25 protein-coding genes are annotated in these 22,079 nt (G+C 66.2%); 17 read left to right on the top strand and 8 right to left on the bottom strand.

What is annotated here, in order from left to right; all coding sequences use genetic code 11:
- The first annotated feature begins 16 nt into the window (after positions 1–16).
- The 7 genes from V6D91_RS06195 to V6D91_RS06165 all read left to right on the top strand — a co-directional run bounded on the left by V6D91_RS06195 (position 17) and on the right by V6D91_RS06165 (position 4,660).
- Positions 17–229 carry a DUF2892 domain-containing protein gene (locus tag V6D91_RS06195; protein WP_347318756.1) on the top strand — a complete coding sequence of 71 codons (213 nt, stop codon included), beginning with the start codon at positions 17–19 and terminating at the stop codon, positions 227–229.
- Between the two features lie 6 nt (positions 230–235).
- On the top strand, positions 236–658 hold the full coding sequence (locus tag V6D91_RS06190) for a rhodanese-like domain-containing protein (RefSeq protein WP_347318754.1): 423 nt from the start codon (positions 236–238) through the stop codon (positions 656–658).
- A 5-nt stretch (positions 659–663) separates the two neighbouring features.
- Positions 664–966, top strand: a complete 303-nt coding sequence (gene grxC / locus V6D91_RS06185; RefSeq protein WP_347318752.1) for a glutaredoxin 3 — start codon at positions 664–666, stop codon at positions 964–966.
- Complete coding sequence (gene trxC, locus V6D91_RS06180) at positions 959–1,399, top strand: thioredoxin TrxC (protein ID WP_347318750.1); 441 nt, start codon at positions 959–961, stop codon at positions 1,397–1,399. Before grxC ends, trxC begins: the two co-directional genes overlap by 8 nt.
- 21 nt (positions 1,400–1,420) lie before the next feature.
- A complete protein-coding gene (gene secB, locus V6D91_RS06175) occupies positions 1,421–1,900 on the top strand; it encodes a protein-export chaperone SecB (protein ID WP_347318748.1) in 480 nt (159 codons plus the stop codon).
- A gap of 30 nt (positions 1,901–1,930) precedes the next feature.
- Entirely contained in the window at positions 1,931–2,968 is a 1,038-nt protein-coding gene (locus tag V6D91_RS06170) for an NAD(P)H-dependent glycerol-3-phosphate dehydrogenase (RefSeq protein ID WP_347318746.1), read from the top strand.
- Between the two features lie 69 nt (positions 2,969–3,037).
- Positions 3,038–4,660 (top strand): phosphoethanolamine transferase, encoded by a 1,623-nt coding sequence (locus tag V6D91_RS06165; RefSeq protein ID WP_347318744.1) that lies wholly within the window; start codon positions 3,038–3,040, stop codon positions 4,658–4,660.
- Here the strand turns inward: V6D91_RS06165 and tsaA are convergent.
- From tsaA to V6D91_RS06150, 3 genes are read right to left on the bottom strand one after another with little or no spacing between them, the layout of a single operon-like run.
- Positions 4,647–5,378 (bottom strand): tRNA (N6-threonylcarbamoyladenosine(37)-N6)-methyltransferase TrmO, encoded by a 732-nt coding sequence (gene tsaA / locus V6D91_RS06160; protein ID WP_347318742.1) that lies wholly within the window; start codon positions 5,376–5,378, stop codon positions 4,647–4,649. The two genes, V6D91_RS06165 and tsaA, sit on opposite strands and share 14 nt — an antisense overlap.
- Entirely contained in the window at positions 5,375–5,839 is a 465-nt protein-coding gene (trmL, locus tag V6D91_RS06155; protein ID WP_347318740.1) for a tRNA (uridine(34)/cytosine(34)/5-carboxymethylaminomethyluridine(34)-2'-O)-methyltransferase TrmL, read from the bottom strand. The genes tsaA and trmL overlap by 4 nt, the downstream gene beginning before the upstream one ends.
- On the bottom strand, positions 5,839–6,552 hold the full coding sequence (locus tag V6D91_RS06150) for a LytTR family DNA-binding domain-containing protein (protein WP_347318738.1): 714 nt from the start codon (positions 6,550–6,552) through the stop codon (positions 5,839–5,841). The genes trmL and V6D91_RS06150 overlap by 1 nt, the downstream gene beginning before the upstream one ends.
- A gap of 37 nt (positions 6,553–6,589) precedes the next feature.
- Here V6D91_RS06150 and V6D91_RS06145 point away from each other — a divergent pair, with 37 nt between their 5' ends.
- Positions 6,590–6,814 carry a hypothetical protein gene (locus tag V6D91_RS06145; protein WP_347318736.1) on the top strand — a complete coding sequence of 75 codons (225 nt, stop codon included), beginning with the start codon at positions 6,590–6,592 and terminating at the stop codon, positions 6,812–6,814.
- Here V6D91_RS06145 and V6D91_RS06140 read toward each other — a convergent pair.
- A complete protein-coding gene (locus V6D91_RS06140) occupies positions 6,795–7,907 on the bottom strand; it encodes a histidine kinase (RefSeq protein ID WP_347318734.1) in 1,113 nt (370 codons plus the stop codon). The genes V6D91_RS06145 and V6D91_RS06140 overlap by 20 nt on opposite strands.
- A gap of 51 nt (positions 7,908–7,958) precedes the next feature.
- On the opposite strand from V6D91_RS06140, the gene V6D91_RS06135 reads away from it, so the two are divergent.
- The 7 genes from V6D91_RS06135 to V6D91_RS06105 all read left to right on the top strand — a co-directional run bounded on the left by V6D91_RS06135 (position 7,959) and on the right by V6D91_RS06105 (position 14,518).
- Positions 7,959–8,453 (top strand): GspH/FimT family pseudopilin, encoded by a 495-nt coding sequence (locus V6D91_RS06135; protein WP_347318732.1) that lies wholly within the window; start codon positions 7,959–7,961, stop codon positions 8,451–8,453.
- Positions 8,443–8,886 carry a type IV pilus modification protein PilV gene (pilV, locus tag V6D91_RS06130; RefSeq protein WP_347318730.1) on the top strand — a complete coding sequence of 148 codons (444 nt, stop codon included), beginning with the start codon at positions 8,443–8,445 and terminating at the stop codon, positions 8,884–8,886. Before V6D91_RS06135 ends, pilV begins: the two co-directional genes overlap by 11 nt.
- A 14-nt stretch (positions 8,887–8,900) precedes the next feature.
- Positions 8,901–9,902, top strand: a complete 1,002-nt coding sequence (locus V6D91_RS06125) for a PilW family protein (protein WP_347318728.1) — start codon at positions 8,901–8,903, stop codon at positions 9,900–9,902.
- A gap of 138 nt (positions 9,903–10,040) precedes the next feature.
- A complete protein-coding gene (locus tag V6D91_RS06120) occupies positions 10,041–10,592 on the top strand; it encodes a PilX N-terminal domain-containing pilus assembly protein (protein WP_347318726.1) in 552 nt (183 codons plus the stop codon).
- Between the two features lie 580 nt (positions 10,593–11,172).
- Positions 11,173–13,290: a hypothetical protein gene (locus V6D91_RS06115; RefSeq protein WP_347318724.1), complete on the top strand. Its 2,118-nt coding sequence runs from the start codon at positions 11,173–11,175 to the stop codon at positions 13,288–13,290.
- A 106-nt stretch (positions 13,291–13,396) separates the two neighbouring features.
- Complete coding sequence (locus V6D91_RS06110) at positions 13,397–13,804, top strand: type IV pilin protein (protein WP_347318722.1); 408 nt, start codon at positions 13,397–13,399, stop codon at positions 13,802–13,804.
- Positions 13,805–13,876: 72 nt separating this feature from the next.
- On the top strand, positions 13,877–14,518 hold the full coding sequence (locus V6D91_RS06105) for a GspH/FimT family pseudopilin (protein WP_347318720.1): 642 nt from the start codon (positions 13,877–13,879) through the stop codon (positions 14,516–14,518).
- 522 nt (positions 14,519–15,040) lie between these two features.
- On the opposite strand, the gene glmU is transcribed toward V6D91_RS06105, so the two are convergent.
- Together glmU and V6D91_RS06095 are read right to left on the bottom strand one after the other, a co-directional pair.
- Positions 15,041–16,402, bottom strand: coding sequence for a bifunctional UDP-N-acetylglucosamine diphosphorylase/glucosamine-1-phosphate N-acetyltransferase GlmU (glmU, locus tag V6D91_RS06100; protein WP_347318718.1), 1,362 nt, complete (start codon positions 16,400–16,402; stop codon positions 15,041–15,043).
- A 176-nt stretch (positions 16,403–16,578) separates the two neighbouring features.
- Entirely contained in the window at positions 16,579–17,316 is a 738-nt protein-coding gene (locus V6D91_RS06095; RefSeq protein WP_347318716.1) for a ParA family protein, read from the bottom strand.
- A gap of 76 nt (positions 17,317–17,392) precedes the next feature.
- On the opposite strand from V6D91_RS06095, the gene V6D91_RS06090 reads away from it, so the two are divergent.
- Complete coding sequence (locus V6D91_RS06090) at positions 17,393–19,180, top strand: long-chain fatty acid--CoA ligase (RefSeq protein WP_347318715.1); 1,788 nt, start codon at positions 17,393–17,395, stop codon at positions 19,178–19,180.
- A complete protein-coding gene (rrtA, locus tag V6D91_RS06085; RefSeq protein ID WP_347318714.1) occupies positions 19,173–19,784 on the top strand; it encodes a rhombosortase in 612 nt (203 codons plus the stop codon). The genes V6D91_RS06090 and rrtA overlap by 8 nt, the downstream gene beginning before the upstream one ends.
- A 118-nt stretch (positions 19,785–19,902) precedes the next feature.
- Here the strand turns inward: rrtA and V6D91_RS06080 are convergent, their stop codons facing one another.
- Positions 19,903–21,828 (bottom strand): S8 family peptidase, encoded by a 1,926-nt coding sequence (locus V6D91_RS06080; protein WP_347318712.1) that lies wholly within the window; start codon positions 21,826–21,828, stop codon positions 19,903–19,905.
- A complete protein-coding gene (locus V6D91_RS06075) occupies positions 21,825–22,058 on the bottom strand; it encodes a hypothetical protein (RefSeq protein WP_347318710.1) in 234 nt (77 codons plus the stop codon). The genes V6D91_RS06080 and V6D91_RS06075 overlap by 4 nt, the downstream gene beginning before the upstream one ends.
- Positions 22,059–22,079 lie beyond the last annotated feature (21 nt).

Raw genomic sequence — 22,079 nt, 5'->3', positions numbered from 1 at the left:
TCAACGAGTCCAGAAGATGACCACCGACCGCATTGTACGCATCGTCGCCGGCTTCATGATCCTGCTGACCTTGGCCCTCGCCCACTTCACCGGCCAGGTCGACATGAGCAAGATGAGCTGGCTGTGGCTGACCGCCTTCGTCGGCCTGAACCTGTTCCAGAGCGGCTTCACCCGCTTCTGCCCGCTGGATACCATCTGCGAGAAGATGGGCGTGCGCCGTCCCCAGTAAGCACGCATGGATTTTCTCGACTTTCTCCAGCGCCACTGGATGCTGGCCGCGGCCGCGGTCGGCATCCTGTTCATGCTGATCGCCTCCGAGATCTCGCGCCTCACCCGCAAGTATGCCGAAATCGGCCCGGCCGAGGCCTCGCGCATGATGAGCCACGAGGAGCCGCTACTGCTCGACGTGCGCGAGATCAACGAATACCGCGAAGGCCACCTGCGCGATGCGAAGCACATCCCGCTCGGCCAGCTGGGCAGCAAGATCGACCAGATCGAGTCCTGGAAAGACAAGCCGGTGATCGTCTACTGCCGCACCGGCAACCGCTCCGGCATGGCCTGCAACCTCCTCGCCAAGCAGGGCTTCACCAAGCTCTACAATCTGGCAGGCGGCATCATGGCCTGGACGCACGACGGCCTGCCGGTCAAAAAGAAGTAAGCCCCATGGCCCAGGCGGACGTCACCGTCTACCTCAGCCGCGCCTGCTTCTACTGCACGATGGCGCAACGCCTCCTTAACACCAAGGGGGTAAAGTTCGAGCCCATCGTCGTGGATGGCGATGCCGACCTGTGGCAGGAGATGGAGGAACGCTCCGGCCGTTCCACCGTCCCTCAGGTCTTCATCGATGGCCGCCCGGTTGGCGGCTACACCGACCTGCTCGCGCTCGACAGCGAGGGCGTGCTCGATGACCTGTTGTTCCCCGCCCGTTGGCCGGACACGCCCATGAAGGAGATCCCGCATGAGTGACAACCTGCATGTCGTCTGCCCGCACTGCGGCGGCGTCAACCGCGTGCCCGCCGGCCGCCTGGGCGAAGGCGGAAGCTGCGGCCGCTGCCACAAGCCCCTGTTCACCGGCCACCCGGTCGAGCTGACCTCGGCCACCTTCGAGCGCTTCGTCGGCCGCAACGACCTGCCCGTGCTGGTCGACTTCTGGGCACCGTGGTGCGGCCCCTGCCGCATGATGGCCCCGGTGCTGGACGAGGCGGCGCGCACGCTCGAGCCGCGCCTGCGCATCGCCAAGGTCGACACCGAAAGCGAACCGATGATCGGTCAGCAATTCGGCATCCGCAGCATCCCCACCCTGGCCCTGTTCCGGGGCGGCCGCGAGATCGCCCACCAGAGCGGCGCCATGCCCCTGCCCCAGTTGGTACAGTGGCTGCGCCAGCATATCCCTCTTTGAACGCCTTCCAAGGACAGCCCGATGACCGACGCCCAGCAACCCCAGCGCGCTTTCTTCCTGCAACGCATCTACCTCAAGGACGTCTCCTTCGAGTCCCCCCGCGCACCGAGCATCTTCCAGCTCGCCGACTGGCAGCCGAACATCAACGTGCAGGTCGGCAACGCCACCCAGAAGCTCGCGGATGACGTGTACGAGGTCACCCTGACCATCACCGCCACGGCGACGCAGACGATCGAGGGCAAGGACGAGACGGCCTTCCTCGCCGAGGTCGCGCAGGCGGGCATCTTCACCATCCAAGGCTTCGACGGCGCGGAATTCGGCCATATCCTCGGCAGCGTCTGCCCGACTCAGCTGTTCCCCTTCGTGCGCGAGACCGTGGCCGACCTGGTGTCCAAAGGCGGCTTCCCGCCCCTGCTGCTGCAGCCGATCAACTTCGACGCGCTCTACCTCCAGCACCTGCAGCAGCGCGAGGCCCAAGCGGCCCAGCCCCTCACCCACTGACGCGCGCCTGCGCGCCACGGGAGCTGCGCCATGAGCCAGGCCATGACGGGGAACACCCCGGCCAGCTCCATCTCCGTCGCTGTATTCGGCGCCGGGGCATGGGGCACTGCGCTCGCCATTCTGATGGCCCGCAACGGCCACCGCGTGCGTCTGTGGGGGCGCCACCCCGAGACCATGGCGCGCATGCAGGCGGAGCGCTGCAACCGCCGCTACCTGCCCGATGCCCTCTTTCCCGACGCCCTGACCGCCACCGGCGACATCGAGACCGCCCTCGACGCGGCCGACCTCGCACTGGTCGCCGTGCCGAGCCAGGGTTTCCGCGCCTTCCTGCGCGACCTGGCCCCCCATCTGCGCCAGCCCACCCGGCTGGCCTGGGCCTCCAAGGGGCTCGAGGTCGACAGCGCCAAGCGGCTGGACGAGATCGTCTCCGAGGAACTGCCCCACCTTGCCCCCCCCGCGGTGATCTCCGGCCCGACTTTCGCCGCCGAGGTCGCCGCCGGCCTGCCGACCGCTGTCACCGTGGCCTCCCACGATGGCGACTTCGCCGAGCGGCTGGCCGGCTGGCTGCACAACCCACGCTTCCGCGCCTACCGGGTCGATGACGTGATCGGGGTGGAGCTGGGCGGCGCGCTCAAGAACGTACTCGCCATCGCCGCCGGCATCGCCGACGGCCTGCATTTTGGCGCCAACACCCGCGCCGCCCTCATCACCCGCGGGCTGGCAGAGATCATGCGCCTCGGCGTGCATGCCGGTGCCCGTAAGGAGACCTTCATGGGTCTCGCCGGCCTCGGCGATCTGGTGCTGACCTGCACCGACAACCAGTCGCGCAACCGCCGCTTCGGCCTGCTGTTGGCCGAAGGCAAGTGCGTCGACGAGGCGCTCGCCATCATCGACCAGGCCGTCGAGGGCCAGCCCACCGCACGCGAGGCCTGGCGCCTGGCTGAACGCCTGGGTGTGGAGATGCCCATCACCCACGCCGTGTACAAGGTACTGTACGAAGACCTCCCCGCCAGGGCAGCGGTGGACGAGCTGCTGCGGCGAAACTTGCGCCAGGAGCAGGACGGGTAAATCATCTGCCCCATCACGGGCAAGCCATGTCGCTGCTCACCGCCCCTTCCTGGCGCCGGACCCCGCAACATGCAGACACCGTCCACCCCACGCCTGGGCAAACCGCTGGCGCACATCCTCCTGGGGCTGGTGCTCTCTGCCTGTATTTACCTGCCGGACGCGCTGTACGGACTGGTCAACAGCCAGTACAGCGCACACCTGAGCTTCATGGACGGGGTCGCCCTGTGGCTGGCCAGCCTCCTGCTGCTGGGCACCCCATGGAAAACCGTGGCCTACGCCATCATCGCGCTGATCGCCCATCTGCAGTTGGGCCAGTTGCTGTATTTTTCCTACTTCGGCACCCACTTCCATCCCCAGACCCTGGGCCTGCTGCTCTCCGAGCTCGACGAGATCGGCCTCACCCTGAGCAGCTTCATCCAGCACCTCTGGTTCCCCCTTGGGCTCGTGCTGGCCTCCGCCCTGATCAACACCTGGCTGTGGCACCGCAGCCGCGGCCACGTGTTCTCGTCCATTCACGCGCCCCTCGTCCTGCTGTTTTTGCTGGCCATCCTTCCCTACCAGGCCTATCACACCTCGGCGGCCCACGACTTCTATCCGCAGCCGACTGAAACCTCCCTGCGCAATGCGCTGTACGCCGTCTCGTTCTTCATCGGCCGCAACCTGGCCGCCGCCGACCCGTCGCCCCACTACGCACCCTATGCCGTGCACGAGACCCATACGCCGGAGCCGGCGATCATCGTGCTCGTCATGGGCGAGAGCCTGACCTACAAGCACATGCAGCTGTTCGGATATGCGCGCGAGACTACCCCACGGCTCATGACCTGGCGCGACGCCCCCTCCTTCGTTTACCGCCCCGCCATCGCCGCCGGGGTGAGCACCCGGGTCAGCCTGCCGCACTTCTTCAACATCGTGCGCGAACCCGGCAACCTGCCACAGATCACCCGCGGCGAGACCAACCTCATCCGCCTGGCCCAGGCGCACGGCATGAAGACCTACTACATCTCCGTCCAGACCGCCGACCTCGTGGCCCATACGGGAGGCGAGCACGCCGACCTGCTCCTCACCCAGGAAGACCTGCTGCCGGACTACGAGCGCAAGAAGGACGACATCCTGCTGGAACAACTCGCGCGGCTTCCCTTGGACGAACCGGCCCTCATCGTCCTGCACCAACGCAACTCCCATCATCCCTACGAGAAGTCTTCCCTGCCGCACTACTGGGTCTGGCCCATTGAGGGCCTGCTGCGCCATGAGTACACGGTCAACAGCTACGACAACGCCATCCGCCATACCGACGCGCTGCTCGATGACATCCTGCACCAGTTGCGCGAGCGCAGCCGCCTGCCGGCGTACTTCATCTTCACTGCCGACCACGGCGAGATGATGGGCGAGCATGGCCGATACGGGCATACCCTGCTGGAGCCGGATGTCGCCCGGGTGCCCTTCCTGTTCTACACCACGGACGAGCAGTCCGTGTGGCTGCGGGCGGCCCGGCAGCTGGAAGAGCCGAGCCACTACGAGATCGGGCTCCTGCTCGCCCGCATGCTGGGCTTTCACATCGACAACCCCAACGACGATGGCCGCACGGTGTTCGTCAGCGGCGCCGACCTCGGCGGTGGAATGGGTTGGATGGAGGTTGAACGCCGCCCCGGCGGGGCCTTTACGGAGTCACAGGTTCAGGTCAAGACGCCGTAGGGCTCGCCCCATCCTGCGCAACCATCTCGAGGACAAGAGCTGCCCCGTCGGCCACCGACCAGCGCACATCCAGATCGTACAGACGGACCCCGTAGACCCTTCCTGTAGCCTCCTGCTGATAGGCCGGGCGCGGGTCACGCGCGAGCACAGCCTCGACCAGCGCAGGCAGATCGGGGTACACCCCCGCCCACCGGGCACACTGCTCCCGTGCCGCCTCGTTCCAGACCACCTCAAGACGCGCCCCGGGCGCATCCATCGCGAACCCACCCCGCGCCTCCGGCACCGCGTCGGCGTAGGGGAGATAGGGTTTGACATCGAGCAGCGGTGTGCCGTCGAGCAGATCCGCCCCACGCACCACCAATCTCACCCCGCAGCCGGTCTGCTCCACCGCCTCCAGCCGCACCAGCGAGAGGCCCAGCGGATTGGGGCGGTAGGGCGCGCGGGTGGCGAACACCCCGAGCCTCGCATTGCCGCCCAGGCGCGGCGGCCGCACGGTCAGGCCCGCCTCGCCCTTGCCGGCGTGGAACCAGGTGATGAGCCACAGATGGCTGAAGCCCTCGATGCCGCGCCAGGCCTCCGCGCGGTCATAGGGCGGGCTGAGCTCGAGGGTGGCCCGCACCTCGTCCACCAAGCCTCCTTGGCGCGGGATGCCGAACTTCTCCCGAAACGGCGTACGCACCACCCCGATCGGGCGCAGCCCCAAGACCGGCTCGCTCACGCCGCCCCCGTAAAGCCGAGCTGCCGCCAGGCCTCGTACACCGTCACCGCCACCGCATTGGACAGGTTCAGGCTGCGCGAGCCCTCGCGCATCGGCAGGCGCAGCCAGTCCTCGCGCGGAAAGAGTTCGCGTACCATCTCCGGCAGCCCGCGCGACTCCGGGCCGAACAGCACGGCATCACCGGCTGCGAAGCGCACCTCGAAGGGGCTCCGCTCGCCCTTGGTGGTCAGGGCAAAGACCCGCCTGGGACGGCACGCCGCAAGCCAGGCCTCCAGCGAAGGATGCACGCGCACCTCGGCATACTCGTGGTAATCCAGCCCGGCGCGCCGCAGCTGCGCATCCTCCATGCGAAAGCCCAAGGGCTCGATCAGGTGCAGGGCGGCCCCGGTATTGGCGCACAGGCGGATGATGTTGCCGGTGTTCGGCGGGATCTCCGGCTCAAACAAGACCACATCGATCATCAAGGGCGCCCCCCGTCCAACCACTCACGCACCCGAGACAGCTGCCTGCGGCTGACCTCGATCCGCCGCCCGCCCGCAAGATGCACCCAGTGCCGCCCCTCGCCATCCTGCTCCAGCCCCTGGATGGCCGCCTTGGCCACCAGGGCCGCGCGATGCACACGCAAAAAACGCTCGCCCTGCTGCTCCTCGAGCTGGCGCAGGGACTGATCGAGCACGTATTCCCCTTCCGTCGTGCACACCGTGACGTATTTCTCCTCTGCCAGAAAACACCGCACCGATTCGATGGGCACCACTTTGAGCTCACGTCCCACCCGCACCGCAAGGTGCATGGGCACCTCCGAGCGCGCCTGCTGTGCCCGATTGCTCCTGCCGGCCGCCTCCAGCGCGGCTTGCAGCCGCGCAAGGCTCACCGGCTTGAGCAGATAATCCACCGGGTGTGCCGCGAAGGCGTGCAGGGCATGCTCGGGGTAGGCGGTCACAAAGATGAGCGCCGGCGGCAGCGGCAGACGGCTCAACCTTGCCCCAAGGCTTAAGCCATCCTCCCCCGGCATGGCGATGTCCAAAAGCACCACCTCCGGCTGGGTGCGCTCGAGTAAAGGCCACAGGGCCGCCCCCTCGGCCGCCTCCCCCACCACCTCATGCCCGAGGGCCGCAACCTGCCGCGCCAGGCGCTCACGCGCCAGACGCTCATCGTCCGCAATCACCACTTTCATGACTTACAATCCCTGCACGCCTTTCGGAGTGGAGCCCATGAGCAGGCTTGACCTCGAACCCGAACATTACACCGTGGAAGACTACCAGCACTGGGAAGGCGACTGGGAGCTGATCGAAGGCCGCCCCTATGCCATGAGCCCGGCGTGCCAGGCCCTGTATGAGTGTGATGTGCGGTTCTCGAGCGAGACCATCGTCCGGCCGGACCTCCTGGTGGTCTGCTACCCACCCGAAGAGGCCAACCTCACCCGTGCGCCGAGCTGATTGTCAAAATCCTCTCCCCCCGCCGAGCGCGGCACGACCACCCGCGCCTCGAACACCCCGTCCTCGATGCGCGTTTCCAGCCGCGCCCGCTCGCCAAGCAAGGCCACAAGCCGCGCCTGCACCCCGGATAGGCGCCCACCCCATACCCCTTCTTGGCCTCCAAAAGCCCCTCTCCCTTGAGGGGAGAGGGGTTGGGGTGAGGGTGATCAGACTCGGCCTCGACCGACCTCACTGGATTGCGCACCGAAATCACCACCTGCGCCTCCTCCTCGCGCACGGCAATCACCACCTCCCCACCCGCACGCAGGCCCTCCACCCCGTGGCGTACCGCATTCTCCACCAAGGGCTGAATGGCAAGCGAGGGCACCGCCACCCCGGGCACAGGCTGCGGAACCTCCCACCTCACCCGCAGCCGATCCTCCATGCGTAAGGATTCAATGACCAGATAACGCCGGGTCAAAGCCAATTCATCCTCCAAAGGCACCAACCGCGGCCGCTCCAGCGCCGCACGAAACAGCCCGGCCAGATCCTCCAGCACCTCCTCGGCCAGGTCCGGCCGCTCATGGGCCAGGGCTGCGGCGGTGTTCAGCGCATTGAACAGAAAATGCGGCCGCACCCGGGCCTGGAGGGCAGCCAGCTCCGCCTGTGCCGCCTGCGCTTTGCTTGCCAGCAGCCGCGCATAGCCCTCCACCACCAGCCACCCCATGCCCCCCACCACCCCTGCGAGCAACCCCGTGTGCAGCAAAAAAACCGAGAGCTCGGGCAAAGGCACATCCAGCGGCACAAGCACGCCATGTGTACCCCAGGCCGTGGTCTCCGCCCAGAACAGCAAGAGCCCAAACCACAGCGCCGGATGCCCGGACCCTGCCCAGCCCCTGCGGCACCAGACACACAACGACCCAAGCCACAACACCACCACCCAGGTCACCAGCGGCGCCAACAGACCCAACCGCACCCATGGGGCGCCCCCGGCCCCGGGCGCAAAGGCCAGCAGCAAGGCCACCCCCACCCCGAGGATCAGGCCATGGAACACCACCTCCTCGCGGCAGGCCACACAGCGTGCACCGCTCATCGCAGAATCATCACCGCTCATCCCCCGCCTCCCACCGGCATGCATCCTCACACACCATAATCCATGCAAAACATGATGCATCCCTACGCGACCATGAAACACGCCGCCCACCCACGCGCCACCGGCTTCACCCTGCTGGAGCTGATGGTCACCCTCGCCGTGCTGGGGATCCTGCTCGGCATTGCCGTGCCGAGCTTCCAGAGCAGCCTGACCAACAGCCGGCTGACCACCGCCGCCAACGACCTGGTCGGCGCCCTGCAGGCGGCGCGCAGCGAGGCCATCAAGCGCAATGCCACCCATCAGTTCTGCGTGGACACCACGACCCGCGCCTGGCAGGTGCTGGACAGCAACAACGCCATCCTCCGCCAGGGTCAGATCAACCCCGGGATTGCCATCACGGCCGCCAACCTCATTAGCAGCGGTAACCAACGCTGCGTGCGTTTTAGAAGCGACGGCCTGCCCTACAACGCCACGCCCGCGCTGCTCACCAACGGCAGCCTCACCCTGACCCTCAATAGCCGCAGCCGTACGGTGAATATTCAACTCGGGGGGATCTATGCCCAGTAAAGCCATGCAGCGCGGCGTCAGCCTGCTGGAAGTGCTGATTGCCGTGCTCGTACTCTCCATCGGCCTGTTGGGCCTGGCCGCCCTGCAGACCCAGGCACTGAAGAATGCCGAAAGCAGCCTGCAACGCACCCAGGCCACCATCCTCGCCTATGCCATGCTCGATGCCCTGCGTGCCAACCGCAATGCGGCCACGGCCGGTAATTACAACACCACCCTCACCTGCACCGTGCCGGACGCCAGCGCCACCTTGGTCGCCAATGACCGCCACTACTGGTTCCAGTCGCTGAAAGACACCCTGGGCAACCACGCCACCACCTGCGGCGCCATCAACTGCACCAACGCCGGGGTCTGCACCGTCACCGTGCAGTGGAGCGAGGAGCGCGCCATTGGCGGGCAGAGCAACCAGAGCATTGCCATAAGCAGTCAGATTTGATGAGGGCGCCCATCATGCAACGCACACGCGGCTTTACCCTGGTCGAACTGATGATCGCCCTGGTGCTGGGGCTGGTCATCATCGGCGGGGTGATCAACATCTTCCTCGCCAACCGCGAGGCCTACCGCACCCAGCAGAACCTCGCCCGCATCATGGACAACGCCCGGGTGGCCTTCGAGCTCATGGCGCGCGAGGTGCGCGAGGCCGGGGCCAATGCCTGCGGCACCTCGCTCATTGTCAACGTGCTCAACAACCCCGGCAGCAACTGGTGGAGCAACTGGGCTGCGGGAGGGCTGGTCGGCTATGGCCCCACGCAAACGGGGGCACCGGTCGCCTTTGGCACGGGCCAGGGACAAAGGGTCAGTGGCACCGAGGCGGTGGAGATCCGCTCGGCCACAGGAGACAGTGCCCTGACCATCACCGAGCACAACCCCACCTCGGCCCAATTCAAGGTTCGCTCGACCAATCACGGCATTCAGGATGGGGACATCATGATGGCCTGCGACGACCAGTCCGCCGCCATCTTCCAAGTGACCAATGCCCAATCCACCAATGTCACCATCGTCCACAACACCGGGACCGGCACCCCGGGCAACTGCAGCAAGGGTTTAGGCTATGCCAACCCGGTGGACTGCAGCACCAACGGCACGCCCAAGACCTTCAAGGACGGCGGTTTTCTGGTCAAGCTCCATGGCAGCTTCTGGTACATCGGCAACAATGGTCGCGGCGGGCGTTCGCTCTACCGCATGAGCATGACCGGCAACACCACCACCCAGGTGCAAGAGATTGCCGAGGGCGTAACCAATATGGAGCTGCGCTACCTGCCCTTCCAAGGCACGGACTACGTCGCCGCGGGCAGCATCACAAACTGGCCCCAGGTCATGGCGGCGCGCATCACCCTCACCCTTGCGGGCAATGAGCGGGTCGGCATTGGCGGCACCACCACCCTGCAAACGCAAACCCTGCAGCGCCAGATCACCCACGTGGTGCAGTTGCGCAACCAGACGGAGCTTTGAGCCATGTACACCCCAGCTCCTCACACCCCAAGTCCTCGACATGCCTCAGCCGATCGCCTCGGCACGCGGCTCCTACAACTTGCCCCATCCCCTGTGGGAGCGGCGTGCCGCCGCGATCGAACCTTTCAAGGCTGTTCCATGAAACCTCGCGGCGCCGCCCTGATTGTCGCTCTGATCCTGCTTTTGCTGATCACCATTGTCGGACTCAGCGGCCTGCGCACCGGCCAGCTGGAAGAGCGCATGTCCGCCAATACCTACGACCGCGGCCTGGCCTTCCAGGCGGCGGAAGCGGCCTTACGGTTTGCCGAGAACCAGATCCCCAACCTGCGTGCCACCCCCAATGCCATCCCTGCGGATCTGGCAGCAAGCCTATACACGGACAACAACTGCAACGCCTCCACCTGCAATACCAACGGTGTCTGCGCCCGGCCTGATGCGCAGTGTACCGAGCGCTGGCTGGACTCCAGCTTCAACGGTTGGGTCAATGGTCCCACGGTGACCTCCGGCAGCCAGAGCGTCACGCCCCAGTATTTCATTGAGGTTGCCTCCCGCAGCACTCCCTGTGAATCGAACATCATCGTGCAGGACCTCTCCGGTACCTGCACCACCTTCCGCGTGACCGCGCGCAACCCCGTTCAGGACGGCCGCGCCCAGGTCTTACTGCAAAGCACATTCGTCTGGCCTAACTAAGGCGAGCAGCAAGGAAAGTTTTGCCATGAACATCATGCCGTCCTTACGCCACATCGCCTTCGCCTCGCTCACCCTCGGCGCGCTGCTATCCCAAGCCTGGGCCACCAGCTGCGGGGGTGGGCCAGGTATTTTCAACGTGTTTGAAAACGGCAAGGTCGCAATCAACCAATCGCTCAGCTACGCAAACAGCTCTGGAACCTGCAATGTCAGCTTTTCGGGCAGCTCGTGGGCCAATGTAGGCTCGAGCGATCTTTACGGCCCCCTGGCCCAGAACGCCAATGAACAAACATGCCCGCTGCAGGCCACTGATCAGTATGTCTCTAAGCTCTCTCTGCCTAGCTTTCCAACGACTGCTCAAACGCCCAACATCAAGATTTACAACTGGAATGGCCCCACATCTGGGTTCTCACTCACGTATAACGGCACAGATTATAATTACAACTATTGCACCGACACACAGGGCCAAACCCTCCTGAAATTTTGGGTGGTCAACGGACAGCAATGCAAGAAACAAAACGAAGTTACCTCCAACGGAGTCGTGAACTTCCCCACGGCTGGTGATGCAAACGCATACTTCACCTTGACGGGCAACAGCTTCGGCAAGATCGAGCTCTGGTCAGCCCCAGCCTCCTTCTCCGGCACCGGAGATATCCTCATCGACCACCTCTTCAGCCAAAACCAGGCGAAGATTGACCTGCCCGGAGGGAAACGCTATTTCGTCCGTAAACTCGAACTCAACGACAACTACAAACTGACCGTCAGTGGCACCTCCGGTGCCCGACTGTACATCTCCCAAGTTGAGAAGATGAACGGCAATGGCTCGTGCATCAATATCAACGGCAACTGTGATGGAAACAACAGCTCGGTCACCCTGACCGGACAAAACCCCGAGAAACTCGCCATCTATGTTTACAACGGCGACCTGACCCTTCAGGATCGCACTCAAATTGCCGCCTCAATTTACGTGCACGACGGCGACCTGAAGCTGAACGCCAACTCCAACTTCTCCTTCATTGGCGAGGCCGTAGCCAAAAATATCGCCGTCACCAACAACAGTGGCGTGCGGATGCAATATCAAGACACGGGCGCCTTCAACCTGATCTACCCCACCTTCGGTTCGGGCCGCACCGGCCTCTACAGCCCTGCCCGCCCGGCCGTACCCCAGGTGGCCAGCATCGGGGATTACAGCTTTATCGCCTACCAGAGCGACTATTCCTCCAGCGCCAACCAGAAGAACTACGGCACCCTGCGCGCGTATGCCCTGCGTGCGGACGGCACGACGGAGACGACGGCCGCCTGGGATGCCAACAACCTGATGACCGAAAGCGACCGACGCAGCAAGCTCTATGTCGATGTGAATGGCACGGCCGTGGCCGTCGGCAGTCTGACCCTCGCCAACCTCACCACCATCGGCCTGTCCACCACGGGGCTCGCCATCACTGATGTGCAGAACCGCATCGCGCAAGGCCCCGGAGCCATCCTGTCCAGCAAGTGGCAGGGCATGCTCGGCAAGCCGAACGCGACCCAGCCCGTGATTTTCAAGGACATGGTGCTGTTCACCACCAGCGAAGGCATCCTCTATGCCCTCGACAGGCAGACCGGCGCCCTGCGCTGGGGCTGGGTGCCCAAGGATCTGGTGGGCGGTTTCGTTTCGGACAGCGCCTATGAGGCGCAACTGGCCGGCGAGGGCATGAAAGGCCAGATCAACGCCGTCACGATCAACGGCGTGGATTACGTCATGGGCACGGCGAAGAATGGCGAGATCCACTATGGCCTGCAGCTCAATGCCACCACCGGCCTGCCTGCGCGGGTCTGGTACGACGTGCGGGCGGGCAAGACCTCGCCCAATGCGGAAAAGCCCGTGGTGTATCTCGACCGGGCCGTGTATGTGGTGGACGACAAGGTCATCGTCCGCCCGGTCGCGGGCGGCAACCCGGATACCGACCCGAACAGCGCGCCCAATGTCGGCGGCGGGACGATCAAGTCTTCGCCCACCATCGTTCAGACCGGCACCAATTACAACCTGCTGGTGGGCACCAGCAATGGTTATGTGATGACCGCCTCGCTCGCCAGCAACGGCAACCTCGGCAGCTTCAACCAGGTCGGCTACACCGGATTCAACGAGGCCATCACCTATGTGGTCTACACCAAGACGGTGGACTATGAATACGTCACCGCCCAGTCCAAGACCCGGGTGACCACCTTCAAGCGCCGGGTGAACACCACCAACAACTGGACCAAGATCTGGTCCACCACGCTGGGCTCAGCCTCGGAGTGGGACTTTGCGACCGGTACCAGCAAAGGCACCACGACCGTTCCCGCCCTGCCGGGCACAGGGGAGATTACTGATCGCGTCACGAGTCTCGGCGGCTACATCGGCATCCCTTTCACCATCCCGGCCAGCGGGGATAGCTGCGATGGCACGGCGCGCCTGTATCTCGCGCCACTCGACCCCACGCTGAGTTACTATGCGATCTACTATCTCGGCCAGTCCTTCAGCGACCCCTATCTGGCCCTGGGTACCGGCAATGCCCTCTCGGCGCAAGGCATGTACCTCGATGGCCGCATGATGATGCAGGGGCACAGTGAGAAGAACCTCACCGGTGCCGAGGGCCTGGATAACCCGCTGGAGTTCGTCCCCATTCCGCCCAACAAGGGCCCGGGACGTAAGAGCTGGCGCGAGGTGCTGGTGAATTGACCCGCGCCGTGGAAACACTCTAACTTCAGAGCTAGGCACGTCCCCTCCCCCTCCAAGGGGGAGGGGAGAGCGTTTCGTAAAGACCTTACCCAAGGGAACACTCATCATGAAGATGCGCGGCTTTACCCTGATCGAACTGATGATCGCGGTGGCGATCATCGGCATCCTGGCGGCCATTGCCTACCCAAGCTACCGCGACCATGTCCTGCGCACCCACCGCACGGCGGCGCAGGGCTGCCTGATGGAACTGGCGCAGTGGATGGAACGCTTCTACACCACCAACCTGCGCTATGACCAGACCACGGGCGGGGTGGCCGTGACCCTGCCGCAGACACAGTGCCGCACGGACATTGCCGCCCGGTACACGATCTCCTTCTCGGGCAACCCCACCGCCACAGCCTTCACCCTCCAGGCCGTACCGCAGGGTTCGCAGGCGAGCGACAACTGCGGTACCCTCACCCTCAACCAGGCCGGAGTACGCACCCCGACCACGGCGGGCTGCTGGCGGAACTGAGCCGCAAAACTTGCTGAATGGGACAGGATGTCCTATGTACTAAGGAGTTCGCACAGCACAAGGAGGTGCTCGATGTCGCCCCGCATCCATCCTTCCCTAGGCGGGACCCTCCTTGAGTTGCTGGTGACGCTCGCCGTGAGCGGCATCCTGCTGATCGTCGGAGTTCCTTCCTTTGAGGCCATGCTCGCCCGGCAGCGCCTGGTGAGCACGGCCAACGATCTGTTGGGGGAGATCCACCTGGCACGCCTTGAGGCCATCCGGCTCGGCCGGCGGGTGACGCTCTGCCGTCTGCCGTCCTCCGAGGCCCGGCAATGCGCCCATCCGAATTCGACCACCGGCTGGGATCAGGGGTGGATGCTGTTTGTGGACCCCCAGCCCCAGACCCCGCCGGTGCGGGAGGCGGAGGGGGCGGTGTTGCGCCTTCAGGGAACCGCGCCGCAGGGTCTCAAGATCCTCGGCCGCTCCAGCAGTGCCACCAGCCTGTTCGTGTCCTACACCGCCGATGGCATGAGCAGGCTGATGAACGGCGGTTTTCTGGCCGGGCGGCTGCGGGTGTGTTCGACCTCCAGGGCCTTGGGCGACGATGAGCGCGCCCGGGACATCGTCATCAATGCGGTCGGCCGGGCAGTGATCGCCTGCCCGCGCGGTGTGCCGTCCAGTTGTCCGGCGCCGCCGTCGGGGACGGTCATCCAGCCCAGCGAGGTGTGCTGGTAGACGGCCCCAAGGAACATCGGCCCGGGGCGGGCCTCCTACGGCATCAACACTCGATCGCGGCGGCACGCCGCTCCCGCGGTTTAACTCCCTCCCCCTTGAGGGGGGAGGGTTGGGGAGGGGGTGAGCGAAGCAGCCATCGGCCCCGCAGGCTGCGCCAGCTTCGCGTTCAGGAGGTTTGTCGAGGTGCCCTGAAGGTCGAAGGCCGCGATCCAGGCTGTTTCAAAACTCTTTAAAACAGCCTGGATTGGCGAGCCAAGGACGGCTCGCCCGAGAATCAATCACAGCACGTGATTGATTCTCGGAGCCCGTCGCGGGCGTGTACCGCGACGAGGCGAGTTTCAAAAGGGCAGGACAGCCCTTTTGAAACAATCTGGATCGTGGGGCTTTAATGGCTTTTGCTGCGCTCCTTCCAGACCAGGTGGGTTTCACCCTCTCCCCCATCCCCTCCCCCCTCAAGGGGGAGGGGCGCAAGGAGGGCATGCCGGTTGTGGGAGCCGCGTGTCGCGGCGATACGCTCCTCGGCTATCGCTGCTTACGCGGCCGCCGCCAGCCTTCACGGGCCACCTGCGGGCTACGCGAGAGGGCGAGCACCCCTTCGGGTACGTCGTTGGTGATGGTGCTGCCCGCACCGATGGTCGCGCCGGAGCCCACGGTCACGGGCGCGACGAGCTGGGTGTCGGAGCCGACAAAGACATCATCGCCAATGATGGTTTTGTGCTTGTTGGCCCCATCGTAATTACAGGTGATGGTGCCCGCGCCGATATTGCAGGCGGCGCCGACCTCCGCATCGCCGATGTAGCTCAAGTGGTTGGCCTTGCTGCCCGGTCCGATGCGGCTGGCCTTGACCTCGACGAAATTGCCGATGTGCACGTGGTCGGCCAGCTCGGTGCCAGGACGGAGGCGGGCGAAGGGGCCGATGATGCTGCCCGCGCCAATGCGCGCCCCCTCGAGGAGGCTGTGGGCACGGATCTCGGCCCCCTCCCCCAAGACCACGTCCTTGAGGACACAGCCAGGACCGATGGTGACGTTCGGGGCGAGCACCACCTCGCCCTCCAGCACCACGTTGACGTCGATGAAGACATCACGCGCCGGGGTCACCCGCCCCCGCACGTCCAGCCGCGCCGGATCGGCCAGGGTGACGCCCTCGTCCATCAGCCGGCGGGCCTGACGGGCCTGATAGACCCGCTCGAGATGGGCGAGCTGGGCACGGTTGTTGACCCCCGCCACCTCATCCACATCGCCCGCGACAACCGCCGCCACCCCGCCCTGTTGAGCCGCCATACCAACCACGTCGGTCAGGTAGTACTCGCCCTGCGCGTTGTCGCGCGAGAGGTTGGCCAGCCAGGCGCGCAGCGCTCCGGCGCGCACGGCCATGAGGCCGGTATTCACCTCGCGGATGGCGCGCTGCGCGGGCGTGCAGTCCTTCTCCTCGCGGATGCCAACCACCCGCCCGCCGTCCTCACGCAGGATGCGGCCATAGCCGTGCGGATCGGCCAGTTCCACGGTGAGCAGGGCGAGGTCGGCATGGGCCAGCCCCTCGACCAGTGCCCGGCAGGTGCTGGGGCTAATCAGCGGCACGTCGCCGTACAGGATCAGCACCTCGGCCGTATCCGGAATCGCGGGCATGGCCTGCATCACCGCGTGACCGGTCCCGAGCTGCTGCTCCTGCAGCGCCCAACGGACCGCACGGTGGGCCAGGCAGCTTTGCACCTGATCCGCGCCGTGGCCGATGACCACGTGCACCTGCTCGGGTTTGAGTACGGCGGCTGCGTCCAGCACGTGCTCGAGCATGGGGCGGCCGGCGATGGGGTGCAGGACCTTGGGCAGGGACGAGCGCATGCGCGTGCCCTGACCCGCGGCGAGGATGATGACGTGTAGGGGCATGGTGGTGGGCGTGTGCAACAGAAAGGAGGATTATCGCGGCCTGAGGCCAGAGCGACAACGACACCCCTACCGAACCTTGTAGGAGGCCCGACCTCGGGCCGATGGGTGGGCTTATCGCGCCGGGGGCGGCGCTCCTACAAGAGCGACCAGGCAGACATCATGCGCAAGCCTCCCCCTCAATCCGCCAGCGGTGCGTGCAGCGCCCGCCACAGGCGGTAGTAGGCCTGCGCGGCCTCCGAGCGCGGCTGACCATAGACCACCGGCACACGGCTGACAGTCTGACGCTCGATCTCGCTGCTCGCGGGGATGACCTCGGGCAGCAATTCGGGCAGCGCCTCGCCGTGCTGCTCGAGAAAGTCACGGTGCAGGGCGCGGCGGCGGTCGACCTGGCTCAGGAAGGCGTGCATCCTCGGCGCTTTGGCCCGCGCGGCCAGCGCCTCGCGCACCTGCAGGGCCGCCCGCAGGGACAGCGGCGCGGGGATCAGCGGCACGAGGACCTCGTCCGCCGCCGCGAAGATGTTGTCGGCCACCAGCCCCAGCCCCGGCGGGCAGTCGAGCACCACATGATCGAAGCGCTCCGCCAGCGGCTCGAGCAGACGGGCGAGGCGCTGGCCGGCATGCTTCATCTCCGCCAGGTCGAGCACCAGATCGGCGAGCTGGGGGCCATTGGGCCAGAGCATGAGGCCACGGTAACGGGTGGCAGTCAGCCGCTCCTCGAGGTCCTTGCCCTTGAGGGCGCGACGCCCCCCGCCCTCCGGCACCGTCCCCTCCAGCATCCAGGTCGCCGCCCCCTGGGGATCGAGGTCGAACAGCAAAGCGCGCCGCCCTTGCAGGGCGGAGAGGGTGGCGAGGTTGACGGCGGTGGTGGTCTTGCCCACCCCGCCCTTGACGCTGTACAAGGCCAGGACGCGCATGGCGCCTCTCCCGGAAGGTGAAGACCTGTCCATACTATGCATCCGCCGCACAAAAATCGAACCCAGGAGGCCGAGCATGACCACCACGCCCACCACCCTGGTTGAGCTGTTCCAGACGCGCGTTGCCAAGACGCCAGAGGCGACTGCCTACTGGGTGTTTGACCGTGGGCGCGGGGACTGGGTCGCTCTGAGCTGGCGCGTGATGGATACGCGCGTAAGCCGTCTGCGCGCCGCACTCGCCAAGGAAGGGCTTGCCCCGGGTGAGCGCGTAGCGCTGATGCTGGACAATGGCCCGGACTGGATCGCCTTCGACCTCGCCGCGCAGTCGCTCGGGCTGGTCAGCGTGCCGTTGTACGTGGATGACCGCCCGGACAACGTGGCCTTCATCCTGCGCGAAACCGGGGCGCGCGTCCTGCTGTTGCAGGACGGTCAGCAGTGGTCACGGCTGGGCCCGCTGCTGGCGGAGGAGGAACTGGAGGCCCTGCAGCGCATCGTCACCCTCCGCCCGCTCGCCAGCGAGGACCCCCGCGTGGTGCCCCTAGAGGCATGGCTCACAGCGGCCGAAGGCACAGCCCCCCCGGCCCTGGCCGTGGCCGCCGACGACCTCGCCAGCATCGTTTACACCTCCGGCACCACGGGCCGGCCGAAGGGGGTCATGCTCAGCCACCGCAATATCCTCGAAAACGCCCGCGCGGCGGCGAGCCTGGTCGATATCGGGCCGCAGGATCGCTTTCTCTCCTTCCTGCCGCTCTCCCACATGCTGGAGCGCACGGCGGGCTGCATCTTGCCCATGCTCTGTGGGGCCGAGGTGGCCTTTGCCCGCTCCATCCAGCAGCTCGGCGAGGACCTGCGGGCGATGCGTCCGACCGTGCTGATCTCCGTGCCGCGCATCTACGAGCGGGTCGCGCGCCGCATTCAGGCCGGGCTGGCACGCAAGGGCTGGCTGGCGCAGCGCCTGTTCCATGCCGCGGTGAACGTGGGCTGGCGGGCCTTTGAACACCGACAGGGACGCGCAGGCTGGCATCCGGCCCTGCTGCTGCAGCCGTTGCTGCAACGCGTGGTCGGCCGGCCGGTGCTGGAGCGGCTTGGCGGCCGCCTGCGCCTGGCCATCTGCGGCGGGGCGCCGCTGCCGGCGGAGATCGCCCGTCTGTTTCTTGGTCTTGGCCTGCCGCTGTTGCAAGGCTACGGCCTGACCGAGACCGCGCCGGTAATCAGCGTCAACCGCCCGGAGGACAATCTGCCGGCCAGCGTGGGCCAGCCCCTGCCCGGGGTGGAGGTACGCTTGGGCGAGCAGGACGAGCTGCAGGTGCGCGGCCCGAACGTGATGCTCGGCTACTGGCACAACACGGCCGCCACCCGTGCCCTGTTCACCGCAGATGGTTGGCTGCGCACCGGCGATCAGGCGCGGATCGACGAGGCGGGGCACATCTTCATCACCGGCCGGCTCAAGGACATCCTGGTGCTGGCGAGTGGCGAGAAGGTAGCGCCCGCAGACATGGAGCTGGCCCTGCTCGGCGACCCGCTGTTCGAGCAGGTGATGGTGGTCGGTGAAGGGCGGCCGTATCTCATCCTGCTGGCCGTGCTCAACCCGGAAGCGTGCGAGCCGCTGATCCGCGCCGCGGGCCTCGACCCTACTGCGCCCGACGTGCTCCAGGACCGGCGGCTGGAAAAGGCCGTGCTGGCCCGCGCCAACCGGGCGCTGTACGCCTTCCCCGGCCATGCCAGGCTGCGCGGCGCCCTGCTGTTCGACCGGCCGTGGACGGTGGAGGAGGGGCTCATCACCCCCACGCTCAAGCTCAAGCGGCCGGCCCTCCTGGCGCGCTACGCCCAAGGGATCGACGCCCTCTATGCCCGGCATGACTGAGCCATGGGCCTGGCGGCCGCTTCTGCGTCCGTGGTGGGCCGTCCTCCTGCTCGGCGGGCTCTGGTGCGTACTGCAGGCGCTCGGCGGGCCTGCCCTCTGGGGCTATGACCGCCAGGCCATCGGGGAGGGGCAGGTCTGGCGTCTGCTGAGCGGCCAGTTCGTCCACCTGAATGCGGTGCATCTTGTGCTCAACCTGCTCGGACTGGCCGGGGTGATGGCGGTGTGGACGCGGGAACTATCGCCACCGTTGACCCTGCTCGGGATGGTGTTGGGCAGCGCCTGTGTGGTGGGCCTTGGCCTGTGGTGGCTTGTCCCGGAGGTGGGCTGGTACGCCGGGGCCTCCGGCGTCCTGCACGGTCTGTTCGCGGCTGGCATCATGCTGGCCACGCGCGCAAGCCTTGGGCTGCGGGCTGCCGCTGCCCTGGGCCTACTGCTAAAGCTGGTGCTGGAAGGTCAGCTAAATCCTGGAACCGCGGAGCTTATTGGGGCGCCGGTCATCCATGCTGCGCACCAGTTTGGCGCCTTCGGTGGGGTGGTGAGCGCTCTGGCCTGGCGGCTGCTCCGTCGGTCATCGCAAGCCGCAGGGCCCGTGGGGCGAGGGTAGGAGCGGCGCCCTCGCCGCGACATGCGGTTTCATCGGCCCGAGGCGAGTTTCAAAAGGGCTATCCTGCCCTTTTGAAACTCGCCTCGTCGCGGTACACGCCCGCGACGGGCTCCGTGAATCAATCACTTATCGTGATTGATTCACGCGCGAGCCATCCATGGCTCGCCAATCCAGGCTGTGTCAAAGGCTTTTGACACAGCCTGGAGGGCGGGCCTCCTACGCCCCCCTGCCAGCTGTCCGCGCGCATGCGCCGCCCAAGAGCCAAGCCCGCCAGCCCCAGCAGCGCCCAAGCCCCGAGCGCCCCGCCTCCGCCAGAGGTCGGTGCTGGAGCGGCCTGGGTGGTGCTGGTAAAGCCGGCGCTCACCCCGCCCACCGTCAGGGTGCTTGTCACCGAGGTGCTGTACGCCACGGCCGAGGTATGGCGCACGCATACACTCTGCCCGTCGCTCACCTCCCCAGGGTTGCGGGTGAAGCTCTGCGTGCAGCCCAGGCTGTATTCGCCATTCTGGACGCTGATGGGGGTGGCATGCCCCAGGCCGCGGATGACGATGGGCTCGGAGGTGACGGCGGTTGCCAAGGGGACATCGCTCCGGGGCGGAATGCTGAACGAGTCGGGCACGAAATCCACGCCCTGCGCGGCCAGCAAGGCCCAGTCCGCCCGCACGATGCCTGCACCGCAGGTCGCGATGGAGCAGTCCTTGCTGGTGCCATATTGCGGGAAGGGCGTGGCCGTGGCGCGTAGGGCCGTCAGAATCTGCTCAACCCTCAGGTCAGGATTGACGGCAAGCATGAGGGCAACACCCCCCGAAACCTGCGCAGCGGCCATGCTCGTGCCATACAAGGGCTCGTAGATCTCCCCTGCAGGATGAGTCTTGCCGCTGTTGTAAGTGGAGAGGATACCGCTGTCCACCTCCTTGTCTCCGCCTGGCGCGCTTAGACTGACGACGTTGCCGGCGCTGCTGTAACTGGCACGCTGACCTTGGCTGTCCGTTGCGGCAACGGTGATCACGCCGCTGCAATTGCCGGGAAAGTAGCCAGCCGCGCTCCCGCCATTGTTGCTGGCCGCTGCGACCACGACGCTACCCGTGGCTTGGACGGCAGTAAGTGCATTTTGCAGACTTTGCGGGCATACGCCGCTCCCGCTCAGGCTCAGGTTAAGCACGCGCGCGGCATTGGTGTTGGCGGGCACATTGGCGACAGGCAGGCCGGCCGCCCAGTAGATGCCATCGATGATGTCGGACAGCAGGCCACCACACTTGCCCAGCACACGCACCGGCAACAGCCTGGCACTCCAGTCGATGCCTGCTACACCCAAGGCATTGTTGGTCGATGCCCCGATGATGCCAGCGATATGGGTGCCATGCCAGGAGCTGTCCGACAGCTCGCATTCGGGATGAAGCTTGCGGTCATCGGCCGAGATCCAGTCCCCCGGATCGGTCGGATCCGCATCTCGCCCGTCGCCGTCATTGGCATTGAACGGGTCGGCGATGAAGTCATAACCCGGCAGAATACGTCCGCCGCCCCCGATATCCGAGTGCGGGACCAATCCAGTATCAATGATCGCTACGGCTGTGCGTCTCTCTCCGGTCGTCCTGTCCCAAGCGATAGGCAAATTCAGGCTGTATATGTTCTGACCATACGGACGCCCCGTCCGAAGCGGAGCAAGATGCCATTGCCGGGGGAACAGAGGGTCATTGGGCACCAGGCTCGGGTAGACGCGCACATCCGGCTCCGCCATGCGCGCCACGCCGGACTCGACCAGCCGCGCGGCCAGGCTCCGCGCCTCATCCGGACGCATGGGGTAAGGCAACCTCAGCACCTGCGCCTGCCCGGGCAGGGGACGCGCATGCTCCATGACCACCCCGGCTGCCTGGATGAAGGGGGCTAGCCCTGCGGCATCCAGGCGCGCGGCGTGCGCCGCATGGAAGCTCGCGGGCTGGACGATCAGCTGGGTGACCATCGCCTCGGCCATGGGGGCGGCGGCTTGGGCAAGGGGGCCCACTCCGGCAGCGAGCAGGGCGAGGGTGAGCGGATACGTCTTCATGGGCGCGTCACCCTTTGATCCAACTCGGCGTATTCGACCTCCGGCAAGGCCTGCAGGGCGCGCAGCGCCTCCTCGACCTGCGCCGGTGTGGCTGCGGCGGGGAAACGCAGGACATGGGCCTGACCGGCCATGGGGCGCAGGTAGACCAGCTCCAGCCCCGCTGCCTGCGAGAGCCTGGCGAGGCTCGCGCGCACCGCGCCCTCGTCACGGCCATCTTTGAACTTGAGCATGAACTGCTCCGTTGCCTGCGG

It is taken from the genome of Thiofaba sp. EF100 (genome assembly GCF_039822285.1).
Classification (GTDB): domain Bacteria; phylum Pseudomonadota; class Gammaproteobacteria; order Halothiobacillales; family Halothiobacillaceae; genus Thiofaba.
This window is presented reverse-complemented; position numbering and strand designations above follow the sequence as displayed.

What these genes read in the sequence shown, in the direction of transcription:
- grxC (WP_347318752.1), top strand. Translation starts at nt 664, where the DNA reads ATGGCCCAGGCGGACGTCACCGTCTACCTCAGCCGCGCCTGCTTCTAC.
- rrtA (WP_347318714.1), top strand. Translation starts at nt 19,173, where the DNA reads ATGACTGAGCCATGGGCCTGGCGGCCGCTTCTGCGTCCGTGGTGGGCC.
- V6D91_RS06095 (WP_347318716.1), bottom strand. Translation starts at nt 17,316, where the DNA reads ATGCGCGTCCTGGCCTTGTACAGCGTCAAGGGCGGGGTGGGCAAGACC.
- trmL (WP_347318740.1), bottom strand. Translation starts at nt 5,839, where the DNA reads ATGATCGATGTGGTCTTGTTTGAGCCGGAGATCCCGCCGAACACCGGC.
- V6D91_RS06110 (WP_347318722.1), top strand. Translation starts at nt 13,397, where the DNA reads ATGAAGATGCGCGGCTTTACCCTGATCGAACTGATGATCGCGGTGGCG.
- V6D91_RS06170 (WP_347318746.1), top strand. Translation starts at nt 1,931, where the DNA reads ATGAGCCAGGCCATGACGGGGAACACCCCGGCCAGCTCCATCTCCGTC.
- V6D91_RS06120 (WP_347318726.1), top strand. Translation starts at nt 10,041, where the DNA reads ATGAAACCTCGCGGCGCCGCCCTGATTGTCGCTCTGATCCTGCTTTTG.
- V6D91_RS06165 (WP_347318744.1), top strand. Translation starts at nt 3,038, where the DNA reads ATGCAGACACCGTCCACCCCACGCCTGGGCAAACCGCTGGCGCACATC.
- V6D91_RS06145 (WP_347318736.1), top strand. Translation starts at nt 6,590, where the DNA reads ATGAGCAGGCTTGACCTCGAACCCGAACATTACACCGTGGAAGACTAC.
- secB (WP_347318748.1), top strand. Translation starts at nt 1,421, where the DNA reads ATGACCGACGCCCAGCAACCCCAGCGCGCTTTCTTCCTGCAACGCATC.
- V6D91_RS06075 (WP_347318710.1), bottom strand. Translation starts at nt 22,058, where the DNA reads ATGCTCAAGTTCAAAGATGGCCGTGACGAGGGCGCGGTGCGCGCGAGC.
- V6D91_RS06125 (WP_347318728.1), top strand. Translation starts at nt 8,901, where the DNA reads ATGCAACGCACACGCGGCTTTACCCTGGTCGAACTGATGATCGCCCTG.
- V6D91_RS06150 (WP_347318738.1), bottom strand. Translation starts at nt 6,552, where the DNA reads ATGAAAGTGGTGATTGCGGACGATGAGCGTCTGGCGCGTGAGCGCCTG.
- V6D91_RS06090 (WP_347318715.1), top strand. Translation starts at nt 17,393, where the DNA reads ATGACCACCACGCCCACCACCCTGGTTGAGCTGTTCCAGACGCGCGTT.
- V6D91_RS06105 (WP_347318720.1), top strand. Translation starts at nt 13,877, where the DNA reads ATGTCGCCCCGCATCCATCCTTCCCTAGGCGGGACCCTCCTTGAGTTG.
- pilV (WP_347318730.1), top strand. Translation starts at nt 8,443, where the DNA reads ATGCCCAGTAAAGCCATGCAGCGCGGCGTCAGCCTGCTGGAAGTGCTG.
- V6D91_RS06080 (WP_347318712.1), bottom strand. Translation starts at nt 21,828, where the DNA reads ATGAAGACGTATCCGCTCACCCTCGCCCTGCTCGCTGCCGGAGTGGGC.
- trxC (WP_347318750.1), top strand. Translation starts at nt 959, where the DNA reads ATGAGTGACAACCTGCATGTCGTCTGCCCGCACTGCGGCGGCGTCAAC.
- V6D91_RS06140 (WP_347318734.1), bottom strand. Translation starts at nt 7,907, where the DNA reads ATGAGCGGTGATGATTCTGCGATGAGCGGTGCACGCTGTGTGGCCTGC.
- V6D91_RS06195 (WP_347318756.1), top strand. Translation starts at nt 17, where the DNA reads ATGACCACCGACCGCATTGTACGCATCGTCGCCGGCTTCATGATCCTG.
- V6D91_RS06190 (WP_347318754.1), top strand. Translation starts at nt 236, where the DNA reads ATGGATTTTCTCGACTTTCTCCAGCGCCACTGGATGCTGGCCGCGGCC.
- glmU (WP_347318718.1), bottom strand. Translation starts at nt 16,402, where the DNA reads ATGCCCCTACACGTCATCATCCTCGCCGCGGGTCAGGGCACGCGCATG.
- V6D91_RS06135 (WP_347318732.1), top strand. Translation starts at nt 7,959, where the DNA reads ATGATGCATCCCTACGCGACCATGAAACACGCCGCCCACCCACGCGCC.